The 18,067-nt window shown below is 70.8% G+C and carries 12 protein-coding genes and 1 pseudogene; 10 read left to right on the top strand and 3 right to left on the bottom strand.

Annotation, left to right across the window (positions count from 1 at the left end; all coding sequences use genetic code 11):
* The first annotated feature begins 93 nt into the window (after positions 1-93).
* Positions 94-330 (top strand): hypothetical protein, encoded by a 237-nt coding sequence (locus BKH20_RS14110; protein ID WP_143225001.1) that lies wholly within the window; start codon positions 94-96, stop codon positions 328-330.
* Positions 331-524: 194 nt separating this feature from the next.
* A pseudogene (locus BKH20_RS14775) lies at positions 525-669 on the top strand (VOC family protein); the annotation flags it as partial.
* Positions 670-853: 184 nt separating this feature from the next.
* On the opposite strand, the gene BKH20_RS11235 reads toward BKH20_RS14775, so the two are convergent.
* Positions 854-1,048, bottom strand: a complete 195-nt coding sequence (locus BKH20_RS11235; protein WP_075391130.1) for a hypothetical protein — start codon at positions 1,046-1,048, stop codon at positions 854-856.
* A gap of 319 nt (positions 1,049-1,367) precedes the next feature.
* Here BKH20_RS11235 and BKH20_RS11240 point away from each other — a divergent pair, with 319 nt between their 5' ends.
* From BKH20_RS11240 to BKH20_RS11250, 3 genes are all read left to right on the top strand, one after another.
* Positions 1,368-1,817 (top strand): cupin domain-containing protein, encoded by a 450-nt coding sequence (locus BKH20_RS11240; RefSeq protein WP_075391131.1) that lies wholly within the window; start codon positions 1,368-1,370, stop codon positions 1,815-1,817.
* Positions 1,818-2,059: 242 nt separating this feature from the next.
* Positions 2,060-5,959, top strand: coding sequence for an eIF2A-related protein (locus BKH20_RS11245; protein WP_075391132.1), 3,900 nt, complete (start codon positions 2,060-2,062; stop codon positions 5,957-5,959).
* Positions 5,960-6,156: 197 nt separating this feature from the next.
* A complete protein-coding gene (locus BKH20_RS11250; protein WP_075391133.1) occupies positions 6,157-6,894 on the top strand; it encodes a CDP-alcohol phosphatidyltransferase family protein in 738 nt (245 codons plus the stop codon).
* Positions 6,895-6,899: 5 nt separating this feature from the next.
* On the opposite strand, the gene BKH20_RS11255 is transcribed toward BKH20_RS11250, so the two are convergent.
* Positions 6,900-7,904: a hypothetical protein gene (locus tag BKH20_RS11255; protein WP_075391134.1), complete on the bottom strand. Its 1,005-nt coding sequence runs from the start codon at positions 7,902-7,904 to the stop codon at positions 6,900-6,902.
* A 116-nt stretch (positions 7,905-8,020) separates the two neighbouring features.
* Positions 8,021-8,854 (bottom strand): class I SAM-dependent methyltransferase, encoded by an 834-nt coding sequence (locus BKH20_RS11260; protein WP_075391135.1) that lies wholly within the window; start codon positions 8,852-8,854, stop codon positions 8,021-8,023.
* A gap of 186 nt (positions 8,855-9,040) precedes the next feature.
* Between BKH20_RS11260 and gdhA the strand changes: the two genes are divergently transcribed.
* The 5 genes from gdhA (at position 9,041) to BKH20_RS11285 (ending at position 17,906) form a co-directional block, all read left to right on the top strand.
* Entirely contained in the window at positions 9,041-10,378 is a 1,338-nt protein-coding gene (gene gdhA / locus BKH20_RS11265) for an NADP-specific glutamate dehydrogenase (RefSeq protein ID WP_070660875.1), read from the top strand.
* Between the two features lie 335 nt (positions 10,379-10,713).
* Positions 10,714-13,191, top strand: coding sequence for a bifunctional metallophosphatase/5'-nucleotidase (locus BKH20_RS11270; protein ID WP_075391136.1), 2,478 nt, complete (start codon positions 10,714-10,716; stop codon positions 13,189-13,191).
* Between the two features lie 529 nt (positions 13,192-13,720).
* Positions 13,721-14,485, top strand: coding sequence for a DeoR/GlpR family DNA-binding transcription regulator (locus BKH20_RS11275; protein ID WP_075391139.1), 765 nt, complete (start codon positions 13,721-13,723; stop codon positions 14,483-14,485).
* Entirely contained in the window at positions 14,482-15,492 is a 1,011-nt protein-coding gene (locus tag BKH20_RS11280) for a 1-phosphofructokinase family hexose kinase (RefSeq protein ID WP_075391137.1), read from the top strand. The genes BKH20_RS11275 and BKH20_RS11280 overlap by 4 nt, the downstream gene beginning before the upstream one ends.
* A gap of 230 nt (positions 15,493-15,722) precedes the next feature.
* Positions 15,723-17,906: a PTS fructose transporter subunit IIABC gene (locus BKH20_RS11285; protein ID WP_075391138.1), complete on the top strand. Its 2,184-nt coding sequence runs from the start codon at positions 15,723-15,725 to the stop codon at positions 17,904-17,906.
* Positions 17,907-18,067 lie beyond the last annotated feature (161 nt).

The raw sequence follows: 18,067 nt of genomic DNA on the forward strand, positions 1-18,067 counted from the left end.
GTCTTGAACGGACAGACCCCAACTGAGAAACTCAACGACATCATCAACGGTGCAAACACCACCTGACCCCACCGACGCGGAGCCGCGTCGTCTATGAAGTTTTGGTCGAAGTGTCGAGAAACGATCTACGTCCTGCGGCGCCGCGCCCGTCTGGAGGGGCCGACGGCGGTGCTTGAGCCCCGGTCGCGTCGCCCGCGTACCAGTCCGGCCCGTCTGCCTGAGGCGGTGCGATTTCAGGCCCTGGAGGTGCGGGCGGCCCTGGGGCGCTCAGGCCTGGACCTGGCCGAGCTGGGGGACGACGTCGAGGGTGTCCTGCCGGCGCTGTTCTGAGCCCTCCCCTCTAGCCTCTTGCCGCCGAGCCGGGCATTTCTCGCGTAGCACAACAGAAATTCCGTAGGGCTACGCGAAAAATGCCCGGCTCGACGTCTGAAGGGTGTGCCTCGGGCCTTACGTGTCCTGAGATGCGCAGCTAGGCTGGAGGTGTGATTGATCACATCTCTGTGAATGTCAGTGATCCGGCGGCCTCGAGAGCCTTCTACGAGGCGGCCCTGGCGGCGGGCGGCACCGACAACGGCGGTCCTGGCGAGCGCCCGCACTATCACCCCGGCCTTTGTCCTCGACCCCGATGGCAACAACCTCGAGGTCGTCTTCCACGGCACCGGCAACTGACCGCCGGCTGTGCACCTCTGACTGCGGGCTGGGTATGACTGTGGACTGTGCGCCTCAGCTCCGCGCCTGAGCCCGCCGTCGCCCTCAGCGTTGGTGGCCGGCCCGGAGATGGCGGGGCGACCGGAGAAGGTGCGGTGGAGAGACGACGAGGAACGCCGTGGTGAGGCGAACCGAAGAGACTCGCCTACCGCCCGGCCCCGGTGCGGGTGTCTCCGCCGGTGATCAGCGCGGAGACGGTGCGTGTGACGCCAATGAGCACCAGACAGAGAATGCCGGCAAGAGCGGTGGCCAGAACGTTCTTGAGCCAGCGGTGTCCGAGGCTCTTACCGGCGGGGGCGAGTCCCTGACTCGTGGGGCGGGAGGTCGTGATCGCGGTCATGACTCCAGCCTGCGCGATCGTGGCCCACGGCACATCAGGCCGCCGAACGATTCTCCGCCGATCCATGTCCACCCTAAGGAGGGCGGATCGCGGCGCGATTCCATCTCAGGTTGGAGACGGCCGGCGAAGAGAGCCGTGATGGTGCCGCCAATGCCGTCCGACTCCGAGGGGTGGTAGGACCTGGATGACGCGCCCGGACCGCACTACCGTCGAGGTCGACCGAGACTGACCACCCCTAACCGGCACAGTTCGGGCAGTACCTGCCATCTCGGACGCCATCGGCCAGCTCGACATCAACACCGACTTAGGAGGAACCTCGATGACCGCTACCATCGACGAGACCGTCTTCAATGCCGAGAACATCTTCGGCAAGGGGGAGGCAAATACGGCCTTCGCCCAGTACTTTACGGGTGAGAGCTTCCTTAGAGCCCTCGTTACCGATCCCGAGTGCGCGGTGAGCGTTCATAACGTCACCTTCGAGCCCGGCTGCCGCAACAACTGGCACATCCACCACGCCACCTCCGGTGGTGGGCAGGTCCTCATCTGCACTGCCGGCTCGGGCTGGTATCAGGAGGAGGGCCACGACGCCGTCAGCCTCGAGCCAGGTAACGTCATCTTCACCCGTGCCGGTATCACGCACTGGCACGGTGCGAAGGCCGACTCCTGGTTCTCCCACATCGCCTTGGGCGTGCCCGGCGAGAACACCTCCAACGAGTGGCTCCAGCCCGTCGACGACGCCCACTACGGCGCCCTCGGCAGCGGCCACTGATAATTCTCCGGACATCTCAGGAAGATATCGACGTGGCGGGCGAGCCGGTCGAAGCAGGCAGCGCAGCGCCCTCCCGCGCCCGCCCGAACTGGGCGCAGTGGCGCGGAAGGCGGCGACTCAGCGTGTCGCGCCCCCGGCGTGGCGCCCTCTCAGCCCCGGATTTGCCAGATATCACTCAGGTAACTGCTCGCAATCGGCTCAAGATGCCGCAGATACCTCGCAGAGATCTCTAGACTTCAACCATGACTGTGCCTTCAGAGACCTCGGCGACGATCGACCCTCGTGAGGTGTCACTGTATGCCGGCCACTTCGACGCGCTGTGGGGCGTGGCCTGGAGCCCGGACGGCACGCGGCTCCTGTCCGGATCGCACGACGGCACGGCCCGGGTCTGGGACGCGAACCGCGGAACCGAGCTGTTCGCGCTGGCCGGCCCCAGCCTGTCCATCAGCGCCGTGGCCTGGAGCCCCGATGGCACGCGGCTCCTCACTGCTGCGGAGGACCACAGTGTCCGCGTCTGGGACGCGACCACCGGCGCCGACCTGCTGACCTTAGGGGTCGGCGGCTCCGGTGTCGGCGGGGCGGTGGCCTGGAGCCCCGACTCCACCCGCATCCTCACCAGCTTCGACGACGCCTCGGCCCGCATCTGGGACGCCTCCAGCGGTCAGGTGGTGCGCACACTGTCGGGGCACACCGAGCACCTCACCGCGGTGTCGTGGAGCCCGGACGGGACCCGCGTGGCCACCGCCTCCGACGACGGCACCGCCCGGGTCTGGGACGTCACCACCGGCACCGAGCTGCTGCGTGTGGGCCCCATGGCCTTCGTGGGGCGCGGCGCCACCATGGGGCCCGACGGCAGGCCGACCCACGTCGGCCCGATCGAGCCGATGACCAGCCTGTCATGGAGCCCGGACTCGCGCCGCATCATCACCGCCTTCGACTCGGCCGAGCCCCGGGTCTGGGACGCCGCCACCGGCGAGGAGGTCCTCAGCCTCCACGGTCGCGAACGCCGTTGGGTCAGCGTCGTCTCCTGGAGCCCCGACGGCAGCCGCATCATCACCGACGACATCTCCGGCACCACCGCCCACATCTGGGACGCCGCCACCGGCGAGGAGCTGCTCAGTCTGCGCGGCCACAACCAGTGGGCCTGCGCCCTGGCCTGGAGCCCGGACTCGCGCCGCGTGGCCACCGGCTCGCACGATGACACCGTGCGTGTCTGGGACGCCACCACCGGCCAGACCCAGCTCGTCCTGGGGGCCGGCAACTCCGTGGAGACCGTCTCCTGGAGCCCCGACGGCACCAGGCTCAGCATCGGCGCCAAGATCGGCGGCAACCGCGTCTGGGACGCCACCACCGGCGAGCCGCGTCTCACGGTGGACAACGGCGCCCGCGAGCTGAGCGAGGTCGTCTGGAGCCCGGACGGCACCCGCCTGGCCACCTCCTCCTACCTCTCGCCGCGCGTCCTCATCCTGGACGCCTCCACCGGAGATGTCGTCCAGGCCCTGACCGCCGGGGAGGACGACGTCAACGACATCGCCTGGAGCCCGGACGGCGAGCGCATCCTCACCGGACTGGGGGACGACCGCGCCGCGATCTGGGACGCCGCCCGCGGCGAGCGCATCCTGACCCTCGAGGGCCACAGTGACATGATCACCTCGGTCGCCTGGAGCCCCAACGGCCAGCGCGCCCTGACCGGCTCCCAGGACGGGACGGCCCGCATCTGGGACGCCTCCACCGGCGAGGTCATCCACACCTACACCGGCAACTGGGTGCGCGACGTCGTGTGGACGCAAGGAGGCCCTCGCGTCGTCACCGGCAGCGCCGACGGCGCCGCCCACGTCTGGGACGTCATCACCTCCGGCGAGCTCGTGACACTGCGCGACGACGCCGCCATGGTCCGCTCCTACGCCTGGAGCCCCGACGGCACCAAGGTGCTGGCCGGCTTCGACGACGGCGTCGTGCGCGTGTGGGACGAGGTCTCCGGCAAGATCGTGCTGTCCCTGGCCGGCCACCGCTTCGGCGTCACCGACGCGCAGTGGAGCCCCGACGGCACCCGAATCCTCACCGGCTCCGAGGACGGCACCGTGCGCCTGTGGGACGCCACCACCGGTGAGATGACCGGGCTGTTCCTGTGCTTCCTGCCCGACGGCGGGGTCGCCATCCTCGACGCCCCCTCCCTGAGCCTGCGCTCGGGCCCCGGGGAGGTCTGGGACTACCTCGGTCGCCCCGAGATCCTCGCCGGCCAGCTCACCCGCGTGGGCGTGGAACGGCGCCAGTACCTCAACTCCGACCCGCTGCCCGAGGCCGTCGCGGAGCCGTCCCCGGCCGAGGCCACTGACGAGGGCCCGACGACGCAGGTCCCGGCCGAGGCCCACCAGACGCCTCAGACTCCTGAGGCCAGTGAGCCCTCCGAGACGGGGGAGGCACCGGAGGCCGATGCGCTCGGCGAGTACGCCGAAGTCCCCTCCGTCTTCGCTGTGCCCGCACAGCAGGCGGCTGAGTCCGCTGCTGAGGCCGAGCAGCCCGCCGGTTCCCAGTCCCCTGAGGACGCCCCCGCCCAAGCCCAGGAGTCGTCGGCCCCTGCCAGTGATCCCCTCACCGAGGAGGCCCCCGCCGAGACGCAGGCCCCGCAGGTCGAGGAGTCCGTCCCCGCCTCGGCCGAGGAGTCGGAGAAGACTGAGAGCCCCGCGCCGGTCCTCGCCCCCGAGGCGGAGGACCCGGCCGCTGCTCACCAGGCTCGGCACGCGGCGGTGACTGCCCACACGCCGGCCGAGGCCGCTGAGGCGCCCGACGGCGTCGGGCAGCCGGTGACGCAGGCTCAGACCGAGCCGGTCGCCGCGCCGACGGGGGAGACACTCCTCGTCCAGCCCTTCCCCGTGGAGCAGGGCCTTGTGGACGGTGAGGTGCGCCCGCCGGCCGAGGCGCAGCCCACGATGGTTGAGATGCCGCATGCCCCGGTTGTTCCCGAGGAGGAGCAGCAGGCGCAGCCCGCGCCGAGCCCCGCAGAGACCGGTGAGGAGGCCGACGCCGAGGCCGGTGCCGACGAGCTCGCCGTCCCGGCTCCCGAGGCGGAGCTCGCCCGCACCGCGCGCCGGGCCCGGCACGCCGCCGCCACCGCTCAGACCCCGGCCGACGCCGTCCCGGAGCAGGCCGCTGAGGACGCCGCTGAAGCAGCCGTTCCCGCCGAGTCGGAGCCGGCTTCGCCGACCCAGGTGGCCCAGTCCTCCGGGACGGCCGAGTCCGCTTATGAGCCGGTGGCGATCCCCGCCGTCGAGCATGCCGGTGGCGAGCCCGTGGCCGCACCCACGGGTGAGACCGTCGCCCCCGACCAGCTCGCGCTTCCCCTGACCCCGGCCGACGCCGCCGGTCACGAGGGCCATGAGGTCACCCTCGACCTCTCCGAGGAGGCCCCCGAGGCCGCTGCCCCCGTCGAGGCGACGGCGCCCCCCGTCGCCGATACCGCCGAGACGGCGCGCGCCGCCGATGCGCCGGTGCCTGAGGCGCCGCCGTCCTCCGGTGCTGAGGCCGCCTCCGCGCCGACCTCCTCAACGCCCGAGGGCGAGCCCGGGGATCACGCGGCCCAGGAGACCCCAACCGAGCACGCCCCCGTCGAGCCCCCGCAGGCACAGGAGAACCCGGAGAGGTCGCCCGCGCTCGCAGAGGCTGAGCCCCCGCAGACCACGGATGCCGAGGCGGCCGCCGAGGGCCGGCCGAGCGCCGAGGAGGAGCCGGCCGAGCCCGCCGAACCCGCCGAGCCGAGCGAGCCGGCCCCAGCGCCTTGGGGCAGCGAGGACCTGCGTCAGCGGATCTACACCGAGGTCCAGGAGTTCGTCGCCGCCATCGCGCGCCGTGACGTCAACGAGCTGGCGAGCCGCTACGGCATCGCCGGCAACGACCTGGCCGGCCTCGATGAGCAGTTGGTGGGCCTGTCGAGCCCCGCGTCGGACCTGACCCTCTACCCTGTCGAACAGGCCGACGAGTACGTCGACGGCCACCACCGCCTGGACCTCAGCGAGCTGGAGGGCGGCGGCGTCGTCATCAGCTCCGAGCTGTGGGCCCACGATCGGGCCTGCGGTGCGCGCCTCATCGCCCACTGGAACCCCATGGGGATCTACCCCTTCGACTTCCGCAACGTGAGTATGTGAGTCATCTCCCGAGCGTCTCCCCGGCGCCCGGCAGTTCGAGTGCGCCCCCGAACCGGCAGGTACGGGGGCGCACACGGTTCTCGGGCGGTATGGGGGAGACGGGGATCGCTCAGGAGCGCCTTCCGGCGGATAGGTGCTGGGGCTGTGAACCGCATAGACTGCCGGCCGTCAGTGTTATCCACCGAGAGGGGGCGTCTGTGTCGACGGCGCAGTACCCGGCACGGGCCCGTGTCGCCGCCTGGGCAGTGCACATCTTGACCATGTCGGGACTGGTGTGGGCCAGCCTGGCCATGCTCACCACCATCAGCCCCCACCGGGAGTACACGTGGATGTGGGTCTGGCTACTCGTCGCCCTCGTCGTCGACGGTGTTGACGGCACCCTGGCCCGGCGTGCCCGGGTCTCCGAGATCATCCCCTGGTTCGACGGCGGCATCGTGGACATCGTCGTCGACTACCTCACCTGGACCTTCATCCCGGCGGTCTTCATGTACGTGGCCCTGCCGATGGGCCCCAGGCCGGTGGCGGGACTGCTCATGGCCCTCGTCCTGAGCTCGTCAATGTTCTGCTACGCCAACAAGCAGTGGAAGTCCACCGACTACTACTTCGTGGGCTTCCCGGCCGCCTGGAACATCGTGGCCCTCATGTTCTACGTGCTCCAGACCCCGGCGGTCTTCAACATCATCGTCACCCTCATCTTCGTGGTGCTGACCCTGGTGCCCACGCACTACGCGCACCCGGCCCGCGTCAAGCGCTTCCGCGCCCTCAACATCGGTGCGGTGGCGGTGTGGTTCCTGGCCACCTGCTGGCTGGTGGCGGTCTACCCCCACCGGCCGCTCAGCCTGGTCGTCGTCCTCATCGTCTCCGGCGGGTGGTTCCTGCTCGCCGGGGTGCTGCGCTCGATCCGTGGGGCGGAAACGACGGCGTCGGCGGCGTAGGCCGACTAGCCGCCCCCCGGGGTGCGCAGCCCCCGGGCGACGATCACGTCACGCAGCCAGCGGCCGCCCTCCAACAGGAAGGTGGCCAGCACCAGGCCGATGACCACCATGATGACCCACTGCGGGTAGCCGGGGCCGTCCCCGTGGGCGCCCGACAGGAAGAAGTACACGTAGGGCGCCACGAAGGTGATGAGGGTGACGAGGAACCCGGCGAAGCGGATGCGGCGTCGCTTGCCTGCCACCATGGCGATGATCCCCCAGGTGTAGGGCACCGCGGTGAGGATATCGATGGCCCACAGCACCCAGGGGTTGCCGTGGAAGCCGGGGGCGTAGACGGCCGGAAGCGCCCGCAGCGAGGAGTAGACGAACACCGTCGCGTAGGCCAGGAAGCGGGGGTTGTGCAACAACCGGACGATACCGGCACGCGGCACGAGATCGACCTTCGCCTCCTGCAGGGCGGCCAGGGTGTGCCGCGAGACGCGCAGCGGGTCCGTCCCCTCCAGGACGGTGCGCAGGTAGCGGATCTGCTCGGGTGTCCCGGTGGCCCACTCGTCCAGAAGGCGGCGCGGGCTCACGGCGACGACGACGCTGCCCTCACCGGTTCCCTCGCCCCCGTCTCTCTGAGGGGCTTCGATGGCCTCGGGCGCATCCGGGGAGGCAACGTGGACGAGGTGCTCGCCCAGGATGGTCCGCAGCAGCCCCACACGCCCCCTGGGAACCTCGCTGAGCCACAGGCGCTGCCCGTGCTCCACGGCCAGGGACAGGGCGTGCCCCAGGGCCCAGCCGCGCTCGTCGGGCGCCAGCAGCTCCTCGGGGGCGGAGATCTGGGCCAGCTCGGGCACCTCGGCGACGTTGAAGCGCGTCAGATCGCCAACCCGATCGACGGCCGCCACCGTCCGCAGGATCTCGGGGTCCAGGACATGGCGCCGGGTGACGGGAAGCTCCGTGACGGATCGCAGAGCCATCACGTCCATTACGGAGGAGCGGGGAGCGGGGGTGTGTTCGGGCATTGGAATGAGCGTAGAGGAGCGGGTGCCCGTTGTGTGCGACCTGTGAGTCAATACGGGTCACTCCTCACCGGCCGGAGCGACGGCTCACAGCGCCGGGCGATCCCGTGTGCCCGCCGTCAGACGCGGGCCAGGACCTCTCCGTGCACGACGACGAACCAGGCGTCCTCGCTGGCGCCCCACTGCCGCCACGCCTGGGCCATCGCCTCCAGGTCGGCCCTGTCCGCCAGCCCCAGCTCGACGGCCCGCGGCCCGAAGGAGGTCAGGCACCGCTGCGCCCAGGTCTGCGACTGCCAGGTGCGGTCGGCGGGCGTGGCATAGCACCAGGTGGACGCCGAGGCCGTCACGTCGGTGAAGCCCGCCGCCCGGGCCCAGGACAGCAGCCGGCTGCCGGCATCGGGCTCGCCGCCGTTGGCCCGGGCGGTGGCCATGTAGACCGAGCGCCACTGCTCCATGCCCGCAGGCTCGGGGAACCAGGTCATGGCGGAGTAGACGGCGTCGCGCGCGGCCACGATCCCACCGGGGCGGGTGAGACGGCGCATCTCGGCCAGGGCCCCCACCGGGTCCGCGAGGTGCTGAAGGACCTGGTGGGCGTGGACGACATCGAAGGAGGCGTCCTCGAAGGGCAAGGCCATGACGTCCCCGCAGGTCAGCTCCACCTGTTCGGACAGGCCCCGTTCGCTCAGCGTCGCCCGAGCCGCCTGCAGGGCATCGGACGCGGCATCCAGGGCGACGACCTGCCCCGGGGCGACGCGCTCAGCGAGATCCGCGGTGATGGACGCCGGCCCGCAGCCGACGTCGAGCAGGTCCATTCCCGCACTCAGGTGGGCAAGCAGGTAGGCGGCCGAGTCCGCCGCGCGGCGCCGCGAGTGCGCGCTGAGCACCGCTGCACTGTGGCCGTGGGTATAGCGGGCCGTCCCGACTGAACCGTCTGGAAGCTGTTCACTCTTCACGCCTCCAGATCATCCAGGAATGTGATCTGTGTTGCGTGAACGTCCAGAATGCGGCCTTTGCGACGGCTATGTTTCCTCCGGATCGCGAGATGTTTCGTCTCAGTGAACGTCACGGTGGAAGTCTTCTCGCGGCGCCGCGGCGACCAGCCAGGTGCTGAGCTAATCCGCAAGGCGAAGGAGTCCCCCATGCAGGACGTTGTCGAGAAGGTCTATGAGCAGGTTGTGGCTCGCAACCGTGGAGAGGTCGAGTTCCACCAGGCCGTCCACGAGGTGCTGGAGTCACTCGGTCCCGTCATCGCCAAGCACCCCCACTACGCCGAGGGCGCCCTCCTGGAGCGCATCGTCGAGCCCGAGCGTCAGATCATGTTCCGGGTCCCGTGGGTCGACGATGCCGGCCAGGTCCACGTCAACCGCGGCTTCCGCATCGAGTTCAACTCGGCGCTGGGCCCCTACAAGGGCGGCCTGCGCTTCCACCCCTCAGTCAACGCAGGCATCATCAAGTTCCTCGGCTTCGAGCAGATCTTCAAGAACGCCCTGACCGCCCAGGGCATCGGCGGCGGCAAGGGTGGCTCCGACTTCGACCCGCACGGACGCTCCGACGCCGAGGTCATGCGCTTCTGCCAGTCCTTCATGACTGAGCTGGCCCGCCACATCGGCCCCTCCACCGACGTGCCAGCCGGCGACATCGGTGTGGGCGGCCGCGAGATCGGCTACCTGTTCGGCCAGTACAAGCGCCTGCGGAACTCCTATGACGCCGGCGTCCTCACCGGTAAGGGCCTGGCCTGGGGCGGCTCCCTCGTGCGCACCGAGGCCACCGGCTACGGCACCGTGCTCTTCGCCCAGTCCATGCTCGCCACCAAGGGTGAGTCCCTCGAGGGCAAGAAGGTCCTCGTCTCCGGTGCCGGAAACGTGGCGATCTACGCCATCGAGAAGGCCCAGCAGCTCGGCGCCACCCCCATCACCTTCTCCGACTCCTCCGGCTACGTCGTCGACGAGGCCGGGGTGGACCTCGAGCTGCTCAAGCAGGTCAAGGAGGTCGAGCGCGGTCGCGTGGCCGACTACGTCGAGCGTCGCCCCGGTGCCCGCCTCGTGACCGGCGGCTCCGTGTGGGACGTCCCCGGCGACGTCGCCCTGCCCTGTGCCACCCAGAACGAGCTCGACGGCGACGCGGCGAACACCCTGCTGCGGGGCGGCTGCGGCGTGGTCTCCGAGGGCGCCAACATGCCCTCCACCCCCGAGGCCGTCGAGGCCTTCCAGAAGGCCGGCATCCTCTTCGCCCCCGGTAAGGCCGCCAACGCCGGTGGCGTGGCGACCTCCGCCCTCGAGATGGAGCAGAACGCCGGCCGCACTCGCTGGGACTTCGCCACCGCCGAGGCCAAGCTGACCGGCATCATGACCGACATCCACGACTCCTGCGTCGCGGCGGCCGAGGAGTACGGCCGCCCCGGTGACTACGTGCTCGGCGCCAACGCGGCCGGTTTCACCCGCGTTGCCGACGTCATGATCGCCCACGGCATCGTCTGATGCCTGGCTGATCCGGGCTCGCGCCCACAGCGACGGCGTCCGCCGCCTCTTCCCCGAGGTGGCGGACGCCGTCGTCGTGCCGTGGGAGGGAGCGTGCGGGATCGGCGCTCTTGGGTAACCATCCGCGTGGCTCGTTCCTCGCCGTGCTCCCGCGGTGGAGGCACTTCCCGACGGCGCTGACGGGCACCCGGGGGAGGCGGGCACGAGCGCTAACTGATGAACGTCAGTGAGTGCCGTGAAAAAGAGTTCCCTGTGTCGCATGAGGCATACGGTTGCGTATGTTCCCCTCCTCGTCTTCTCCCGCGTCACCATCCCTCCGCCTGACAAGGAACGACATGCGACTGCACCCCACGTGGGCGGTCAGGGTCGGCGCCGTCATGTGCGCGCTGACGCTGACCACCCTTAGTCCCTTCCCGCTCAGCCCACCCGCCAGTGCTGAAGAACCGGCCACCCCGGCCGACGCTCCGGCCGCCGGCACCACCACCATCGACCTGCTGGGCATCACCGACCTGCACGGCCACATCTCCCGGACCACTCAGACAGACAGCGGCACCGGACAGACATCCGTCGAGGACCCCGGCGCCGTCACGCTGGCCTGCGAGGTCTCCGCCGCCCGCGCCGCCAACCCCAACACGCTGTTCGTCTCCGCCGGAGACTCCGTGGGCGGATCGGCCTACGTCTCCTCCATCCTCCAGGACCGCCCCACCATGGAGGCGCTCAACGCGATGTCCCTGGATGCCTCCGCCCTGGGCAACCACGAGCTCGACCAGGGCCTGACCGACCTGGAGACGCGCATCCTGCCCGCCTCGAGCTTCCCGATCCTGGCTGCCAACGTCTCCGGCTCAGCTCCCCTGAGCGCCGAGGGCGGCGGCAACGGGGTCTTCATCAAGGAGGTCGGCGGTGTGCGCGTCGGCTTCGTCGGCGTCGTCACCGATGAGCTTCCCACCCTCGTGTCACCCTCGGCCCTGTCCACCCTCACCCTGAGCCCAGCGATCGCCGCCGCCAACACCCGTGCCGCCGAGCTCAAGGACGGCGATCCCGCCAACGGTGAGGCCGACGTCGTCGTCGTGCTCAGCCATGAGGACGCGGCCTCCACGGCCACGAGCTTCTCCAAGAACGTCGACGCCGTCTTCTCCGGACACACCCACGTGCCCTTCGCCAAGACCGTCACCGGCGCCGAGGGCAACCAGATCGCCGTCGTCCAGGCCGACCACTACGGCTGGGCACTGGGCCGCATCCGCCTCAGCTATGACCCCGCCAGCCGGAAGACCTCAGTGGTCAGCGCCGACAACGAGGACCTGCGCAGCTCGAGCTGCACCACCGACGCCTACGGTGTCGCCGGAATCGTGTCCCAGGCGGAGAAGGACTCCGCCGCCGAGGGCGGCAAGCCACTGGCCAGGATCGGCTCGGACTTCCTGCGCGGCTCGGACGGCTCCGGCCCCGGCGCCAACCGAGGCACGGAGTCCACCGCCTCCAACCTCATCGCCGAGTCCTTCCGCAGCTGGCTCGCCACCGACATCCAGCCGACCGGCTCCACCCGCTACGTGGGCATCATGAACCCCGGCGGCGTGCGCGCCGACCTGCTCTACGCCGCCTCCGGCTCGGAGGGCGATGGCGTCCTGACCTCGGGGGAGGCCTACACCGTCCAGCCCTTCGGCAACGAGATGGCCTACACGACCCTCACCGGCGCCGAACTCAAGACTCTGCTGTCCCAGCAGTGGCAGCCCGGCTCCAGCCGTCCCGTGCTCACCCTGGGGCTGTCCAGCAACGTCGACGTCCTCACCGAGGCCACCACCGCCCCCGCATACGGGGGTGAGGCCGCAGCCGCCCCCGCGATCCGCGAGATCCTCGTCGACGGCAAGCCGCTGGCCGACGGCGACAGCGTCGTCGTCGCCTCCAACTCCTTCCTGCTGGCGGGAGGCGACGGCTACACCGTCCTGAAGGACAAGCCCGTGACCAACACCGGTGTCCTCGACCGCGACGTCACCTCCGCCTACCTGGCCTCCTTCGGCGACCAGCCCGTCAAGGCCGGCTACTCCAAGCGGCAGACCGGGATGACCGTGGGGCCGGTGTACATCAGCTCAGGCGGCGCGCGCAGCACGGACACGGTCTCCGTGACCCTGGACTCCCTGGCCTACACCAACGCCACCGAGCAGGCCGCCGGCGCCCGGCGCGTGCGCGTGAGCGCGGGGGATAAGGAGCTCCTGACCAAGGACCTCGACCTCACTGTTGACCCCACCGGCCCGACCACCGGGCGGGTCGACTTCAACCTCACCTTCCCGACCGACGCCCCCACGCGCGCCTGCCGCACGGTCCAGGCCGCCACCTGCCGCTGGGCCTCCGTCGAGACCCTCGACTCCGCAGGCACGGTTCTCAATCGCTTCTCGGTCGAGATCGAGGATGAGGATGCGACCGGCCCCGGTGCTGAGGCCGGTGATGGAGCAGGTGACGGAGCGGACCCGGGTGACAAGACGGCAAAGGGGGCTGACGGTACTGCGGATGGTGCCGGCGGCGCGGCGGATGGTGCTGACGGCGCGGCGGCGTCCACCCCGCAAGGCGGCCGTGCCGCTGATGAGCCCTCCGTGGGTGGTGGCACCGAGCCATCCACCCGCAGCAGTGCACAGCCCGCGGCCAACACCACTCCGGTCGCGTCCGGGGCGCCCGGCCGGGCGGCCGAACCCGACCGCCCGGCCAAGACGGCGAGTGATAGTCCTCTGGCCCGCACCGGCGCCTCGCTCAGCGCAGGGGTGCTCGCCCTCGCCCTGCTCGTCGTCGGCCACCTCATCCTGCGCCGCAGACGGCAGGTCGACTGACGCTGCCTGACGCATGCCTGATGCCGCCTGGGTCAGGCTGACGCAGACCGCCCCAGGCTGACCCAGCTTGACGCAGCGATGCACGGATCGAGACTCGTGCCCGTCACCCTCCACCGGGGGAGGCGGGCACGAGTCCTGTCTGATGGGGCCGGCGATGGCGGGGCTCCACCGGGGACGGTTCGGGTGGTCCGGGGGCAGGCGGTCCGGGGGCAATGGGGACTGCGGTTCGCGCCGAGGACGTACTTCCCGTTCGAGGACTGCGTTGTCCTACAGACCACTGGGTTGCGCCCGCAGTCGTTTGTCGGAGAACGCAGTCCTGGTCGCAGAAGTACGTCCTCGACGGTGCGACGGCGCCCGTTGGGCGGCCCCTGTTCTCAAAACAACCTATGAAATGTATTGTGAGTCACTCAGGGGGGTAGACATGAATGTTCGAACAGACATACTCTTGCGTCTGTTCAGACATTCAGAGTTGAGTGGATGCCCGAACGGGCGTACTGGGCTGACGGCACGGACCTTCCAGGGGGTGAACATGCGCATCAAGGACAGGCACCGCCAGATCGTGGAGCAGGTGCGCGGTGCGGGGCGGGTTCTCGTCACCGAGCTCGCCGAGCACTTCGACGTCACCCCTGAGACGATCCGCCGCGACTTGACCGCCCTGGACCGCAGCGGTGCCCTGCGCAAGGTCCACGGCGGCGCCATTCCCGCCCCCGCCCTGCCGGAGACCGGCGTGACCCAGCGTGAGCAGGTCAACCCCGCCGCCAAGCAGGCCATCGCCCGCGCCGCCTTGGCGCGGCTCGCACCGGGGCCCGGCATCACCCTCCTCATCGACGCCGGAACCACCACCGGGTCGCTCGCCCGCCTCCTGCCGGGCGACAGCGACCTGACCGTCATCACCAACTCCGTCCTGACCGCCGCCTGGCTGGCCGGCGCCGGACGCACCCGGGTGCGGATCCTCGGTGGCCAGCTGCGAGGACTGACTCAGGCCGCCGTCGGCCCCGAGGCCGTCGAGGCCCTGTCCACCCTGAGGGTCGACGTCGCCGTCCTGGGTGCCAACGGCCTGAGCGCAGCCCACGGGCTGTCCACGCCCGACCCCGACGAGGCCACCGTCAAACGCGCCATGGTGCGCAGTGCCCGCCTGGTGGTGGCCCTGGTCGACTCCACCAAGATCGGCCAGGAGCACCTGGTCTCCTTCGCCTCCCTCGACGACATCGACCTCCTGGTCACCGACGTCGAGCTCCCGCCCGCACTCATCGACCAGCTCACCACCACCGAAACCGAGGTACTTGTCGCATGATCCTGACTCTCACGCCCAACCCGTCCCTCGACCGCACCGTCTCCCTGCCCGGGCCCCTCCAGCGCGGCGCCGTCCAGCGCCTGATCGGCGTCGTCATGGAACCGGGAGGCAAGGGCGTCAACGTCGCCCGTGTCCTGTCCAATGCCGGGCGCGCCGCCACCGCCGTCCTTCCCGCCGCTGAGCACGACCCCATCCTCGTCGCCCTGGGCGCCCTCGAGCTGCCCGGCCTCACCGTGCGATCTGTGCCCGTGGCCGGACCCGCCCGCATCAACACCGCCGTCACCGAGCCCGACGGCACCACCACCAAGCTCAACGAGCTGGGCGCGGGCCTGAGCCAGGAGGAGATCGACGCCGTCGAGCACGCCCTCCTGGAGACCCTCACCCTCACGGGAGCGTCGTCCGGAACCTCCCCCCACCACTGGGCGGTCCTGTCCGGCTCCCTGCCGCCGGGCGCGCCGGCCAGGTGGTACGCCCGCCTCGTGGGGCTCCTGCGGGAGGTCGCCCCGGGGCTGCGCATCGCCGTCGACACCTCCGACGAGCCCCTGGCGGCCCTGGCTGCCGAGCTGCCCGGATCGGCCCCCGACCTCATCAAACCCAACGGTGAGGAGCTCGGCCAGCTCGCCGGCCTGCCCGCCGAGCGCGCCATGGCCCTCGAGGAGGGCGCCGTCCAGGGGGACTACGGCCCCGTCGTCGACGCCGCCCGCCTCCTGGTGGGCCTGGGGATCGGCGCCGTCATGGTGACCCTCGGCCCCGCCGGCGCCGTCCTGGTGACCGCCGACGGCGCCTGGCACGCCACCGCCCCCGAGGTCCCGGTAGTCTCCACCGTCGGCGCCGGGGACTCCTCAGTGGCCGGCTACATCCTGGCCGACGTCAACGGCGGCGACGAGGCCGAGCGCCTGCGCACCGCCATGGCCTACGGCTCGGCCGCCGCCTCCCTGCCCGGAACCACCCTGCCCACGCCCGCCGACCTGCCCGAGCAGTCGGCCGTCGTCACCCGGCTCGCCTGAGCCGAGGCGCCCGCGGGCGCTGGGGCCGCAGACCCGTGAGCCCTGCCTCCCGGCACTGTCGGCGGCCGGCCACCGCCCAGCCGGCTCCGCCGTCGCCTGGCCACCGACTGTTCACCACCCGCCCACCGATCCGCCACCTGACCACCACTGACCGCATGCCCACCACTCTTGACCACCTGTGACCCGCCGCAGCCCACCGGGCGACGGCACCTCGGACACCAAGGAAGACCATGACCGAGAACAAGCCCCTCATCATCCCCGAGCTGGTCGCGCTCGATGCCGACGCCGGCCCGAGCAAGGAAGACGTCATCGAGTTCCTGGCCGCCACCGTGGCCGGTGCGGGCCGGGCCTCCAGCCCCGACGGCCTGGCCGCCGACGCCAAGAAGCGCGAGTCGACCGCCCCCACCGGGATTCCCGGAGGCATCGCCATCCCGCACTGCCGCAGCTCTCACGTCCTGGCCCCCAGCCTCGGCTTCGCCCGCCTGGTGCAGCCGGTCGACTTCGGGGCCGCCGACGGACGGGCCGCCGACCTCATCTTCATGATCGCCGCTCCCGACGGTGCCGACGACTTCCACCTCCAGCTCCTGGCCAAGCTCGCCCGCGGACTCATGCAGACCGAGTTCACCGACGCCCTGCGCCAGGCCGCTGACGCCGAGGAGATCACCCGCATCGTCACCAAGCAGGTCCAGCCCGAGCTGCTCGACGGCGGGCAGGAGGCCGAGGACGGCGCGGCCGGTAAGGCCGGTAAGGCCGGAAGCGCCGCGGGCTCGACCGCAGGGTCCGGCGCCGCGGAGTCCAAGGAGTCTGCGGCGTCGTCGGCCCCGGCGGAGGGGCAGACCGTCATCGTGGGGGTCTCCTCCTGCCCCACCGGCATCGCCCACACCTTCATGGCCGCCGAGGCCCTGGAGCAGGCCGGCAAGGACCGCGGCATCACCGTGGCCATCGAGGGCCAGGGCTCGGGCAAGATCGACGCCCTCGACCCCGAGCTCATCAAACGGGCCAGCGCCGTCATCTTCGCCCACGACCTGCCCGTCAAGGGCCGCGAGCGCTTCGCCGGCAAGCCCGTCATCGACGTCGGGGTCAAGGCCGCCGTCAACGACGCCGGCTCCCTGGTGGACAAGGCCCTGGCCGCGGTCGACGACCCCAGTGCCGCCCGTGTGCCGGCCGGCGGCGGGTCCAGCGAGGAGAGCGAGGAGGGCTCCGAGCACTGGGCCCGGCGCCTGCAGCGCTCGGTCATGACCGGGGTGTCCTACATGATCCCCTTCGTGGCCGCCGGCGGTCTGCTCATTGCCCTGGGCTTCCTTCTGGCCGGGTACGACGTGGCCAGCCTCTACGAGAAGATCTCCATCAGCGACTACTCCCTGTGGAACCTGCCCGGCAACGAGTTCGTCCACGAGATCAAGAACTCGGCCGGCAACATCGTCGGAACCGAGACGATCACCGTCTCCCAGTCCGGGCTGCTGCTGTACATCGGGTGGACGCTGTTCCTGCTGGGGCAGGCGGCCATGAGCTTCCTCGTCCCGGCGCTGGCCGGCTACATCTCCTTCGGGCTGGCTGGCAGGCCCGGGATCGCGCCCGGGTTCGTCATGGGGGTCGTCGCGGTTCAGGTCGGTGCCGGGTTCATCGGCGGCCTGGTCGGCGGCATCCTCACCGGCTACTTCGCGGCCTGGCTCGCCGGGCTCAATGCGCCGGCCTGGCTGCGAGGTCTCATGCCCGTGGTCGTCATCCCGCTGGGGACCACACTGGTGGTCGGCGCCGTCATGTACCTGGTCCTCGGGCGGCCCCTGGCCGCCCTCATGACCGGGCTGAAGCACGGGCTGACCTCCATGTCCGGGGGCGGGTCGGCCGTGCTGCTCGGCATCATCCTCGGGCTCATGATGTGCTTCGACCTGGGCGGGCCGATCAACAAGGCCGCCTACCTGTTCGGCACCGCGGGCCTGTCCGAGGCCAGCGCCAGCAACACCGCCCCCTACGAGATCATGGCCACTGTCATGGCCGCCGGCATGGTGCCGCCGCTGGCGATGTCGGCCGCGACCTTCCTGCGCTCGCGACTGTTCACCAAGGCCGAGATCGAGAACGGGCGCAGTGCCTGGCTGTTGGGGCTGTCCTTCATCTCCGAGGGCGCTATCCCCTTCGCCGCCGCCGACCCGCTGCGCGTCATCCCGGCCACCATGGCCGGAGGCGCGGTGACCGGTGCGATGACCATGGCGATGCACGTCGGTTCCCGCGCGCCCCACGGCGGCGTGTTCGTTGCCTTCGCCATCACCAACTTCGGTGGCTTCCTCCTGGCGATCCTGGCCGGGACGGTGGTGACCACCGCGCTGGTCATCGTCCTCAAGGGGCTCGGTCGCAACGCCGACGGTCGGGGCGGCAAGGAAGGCGCCGAGGCGCAGGCCGCTGCCGCCGCTGCTTGAGCCGGCGAGCCTTATCACCGCGTCGTGCGGGGTCCCGCCAGGTGCGGGGCCCCGCACGACGCGTGTGAGCACCTGACGGGCCGGGTCCGTGAGGCTCGGTGCCCGCACGTACGGGAACATCCGTGCCTGGCCGTGATTTGTACCCCCCTACCGGGGGGGGG

Source organism: Actinomyces oris, from assembly GCF_001937445.1.
GTDB lineage: Bacteria > Actinomycetota > Actinomycetes > Actinomycetales > Actinomycetaceae > Actinomyces > Actinomyces acetigenes.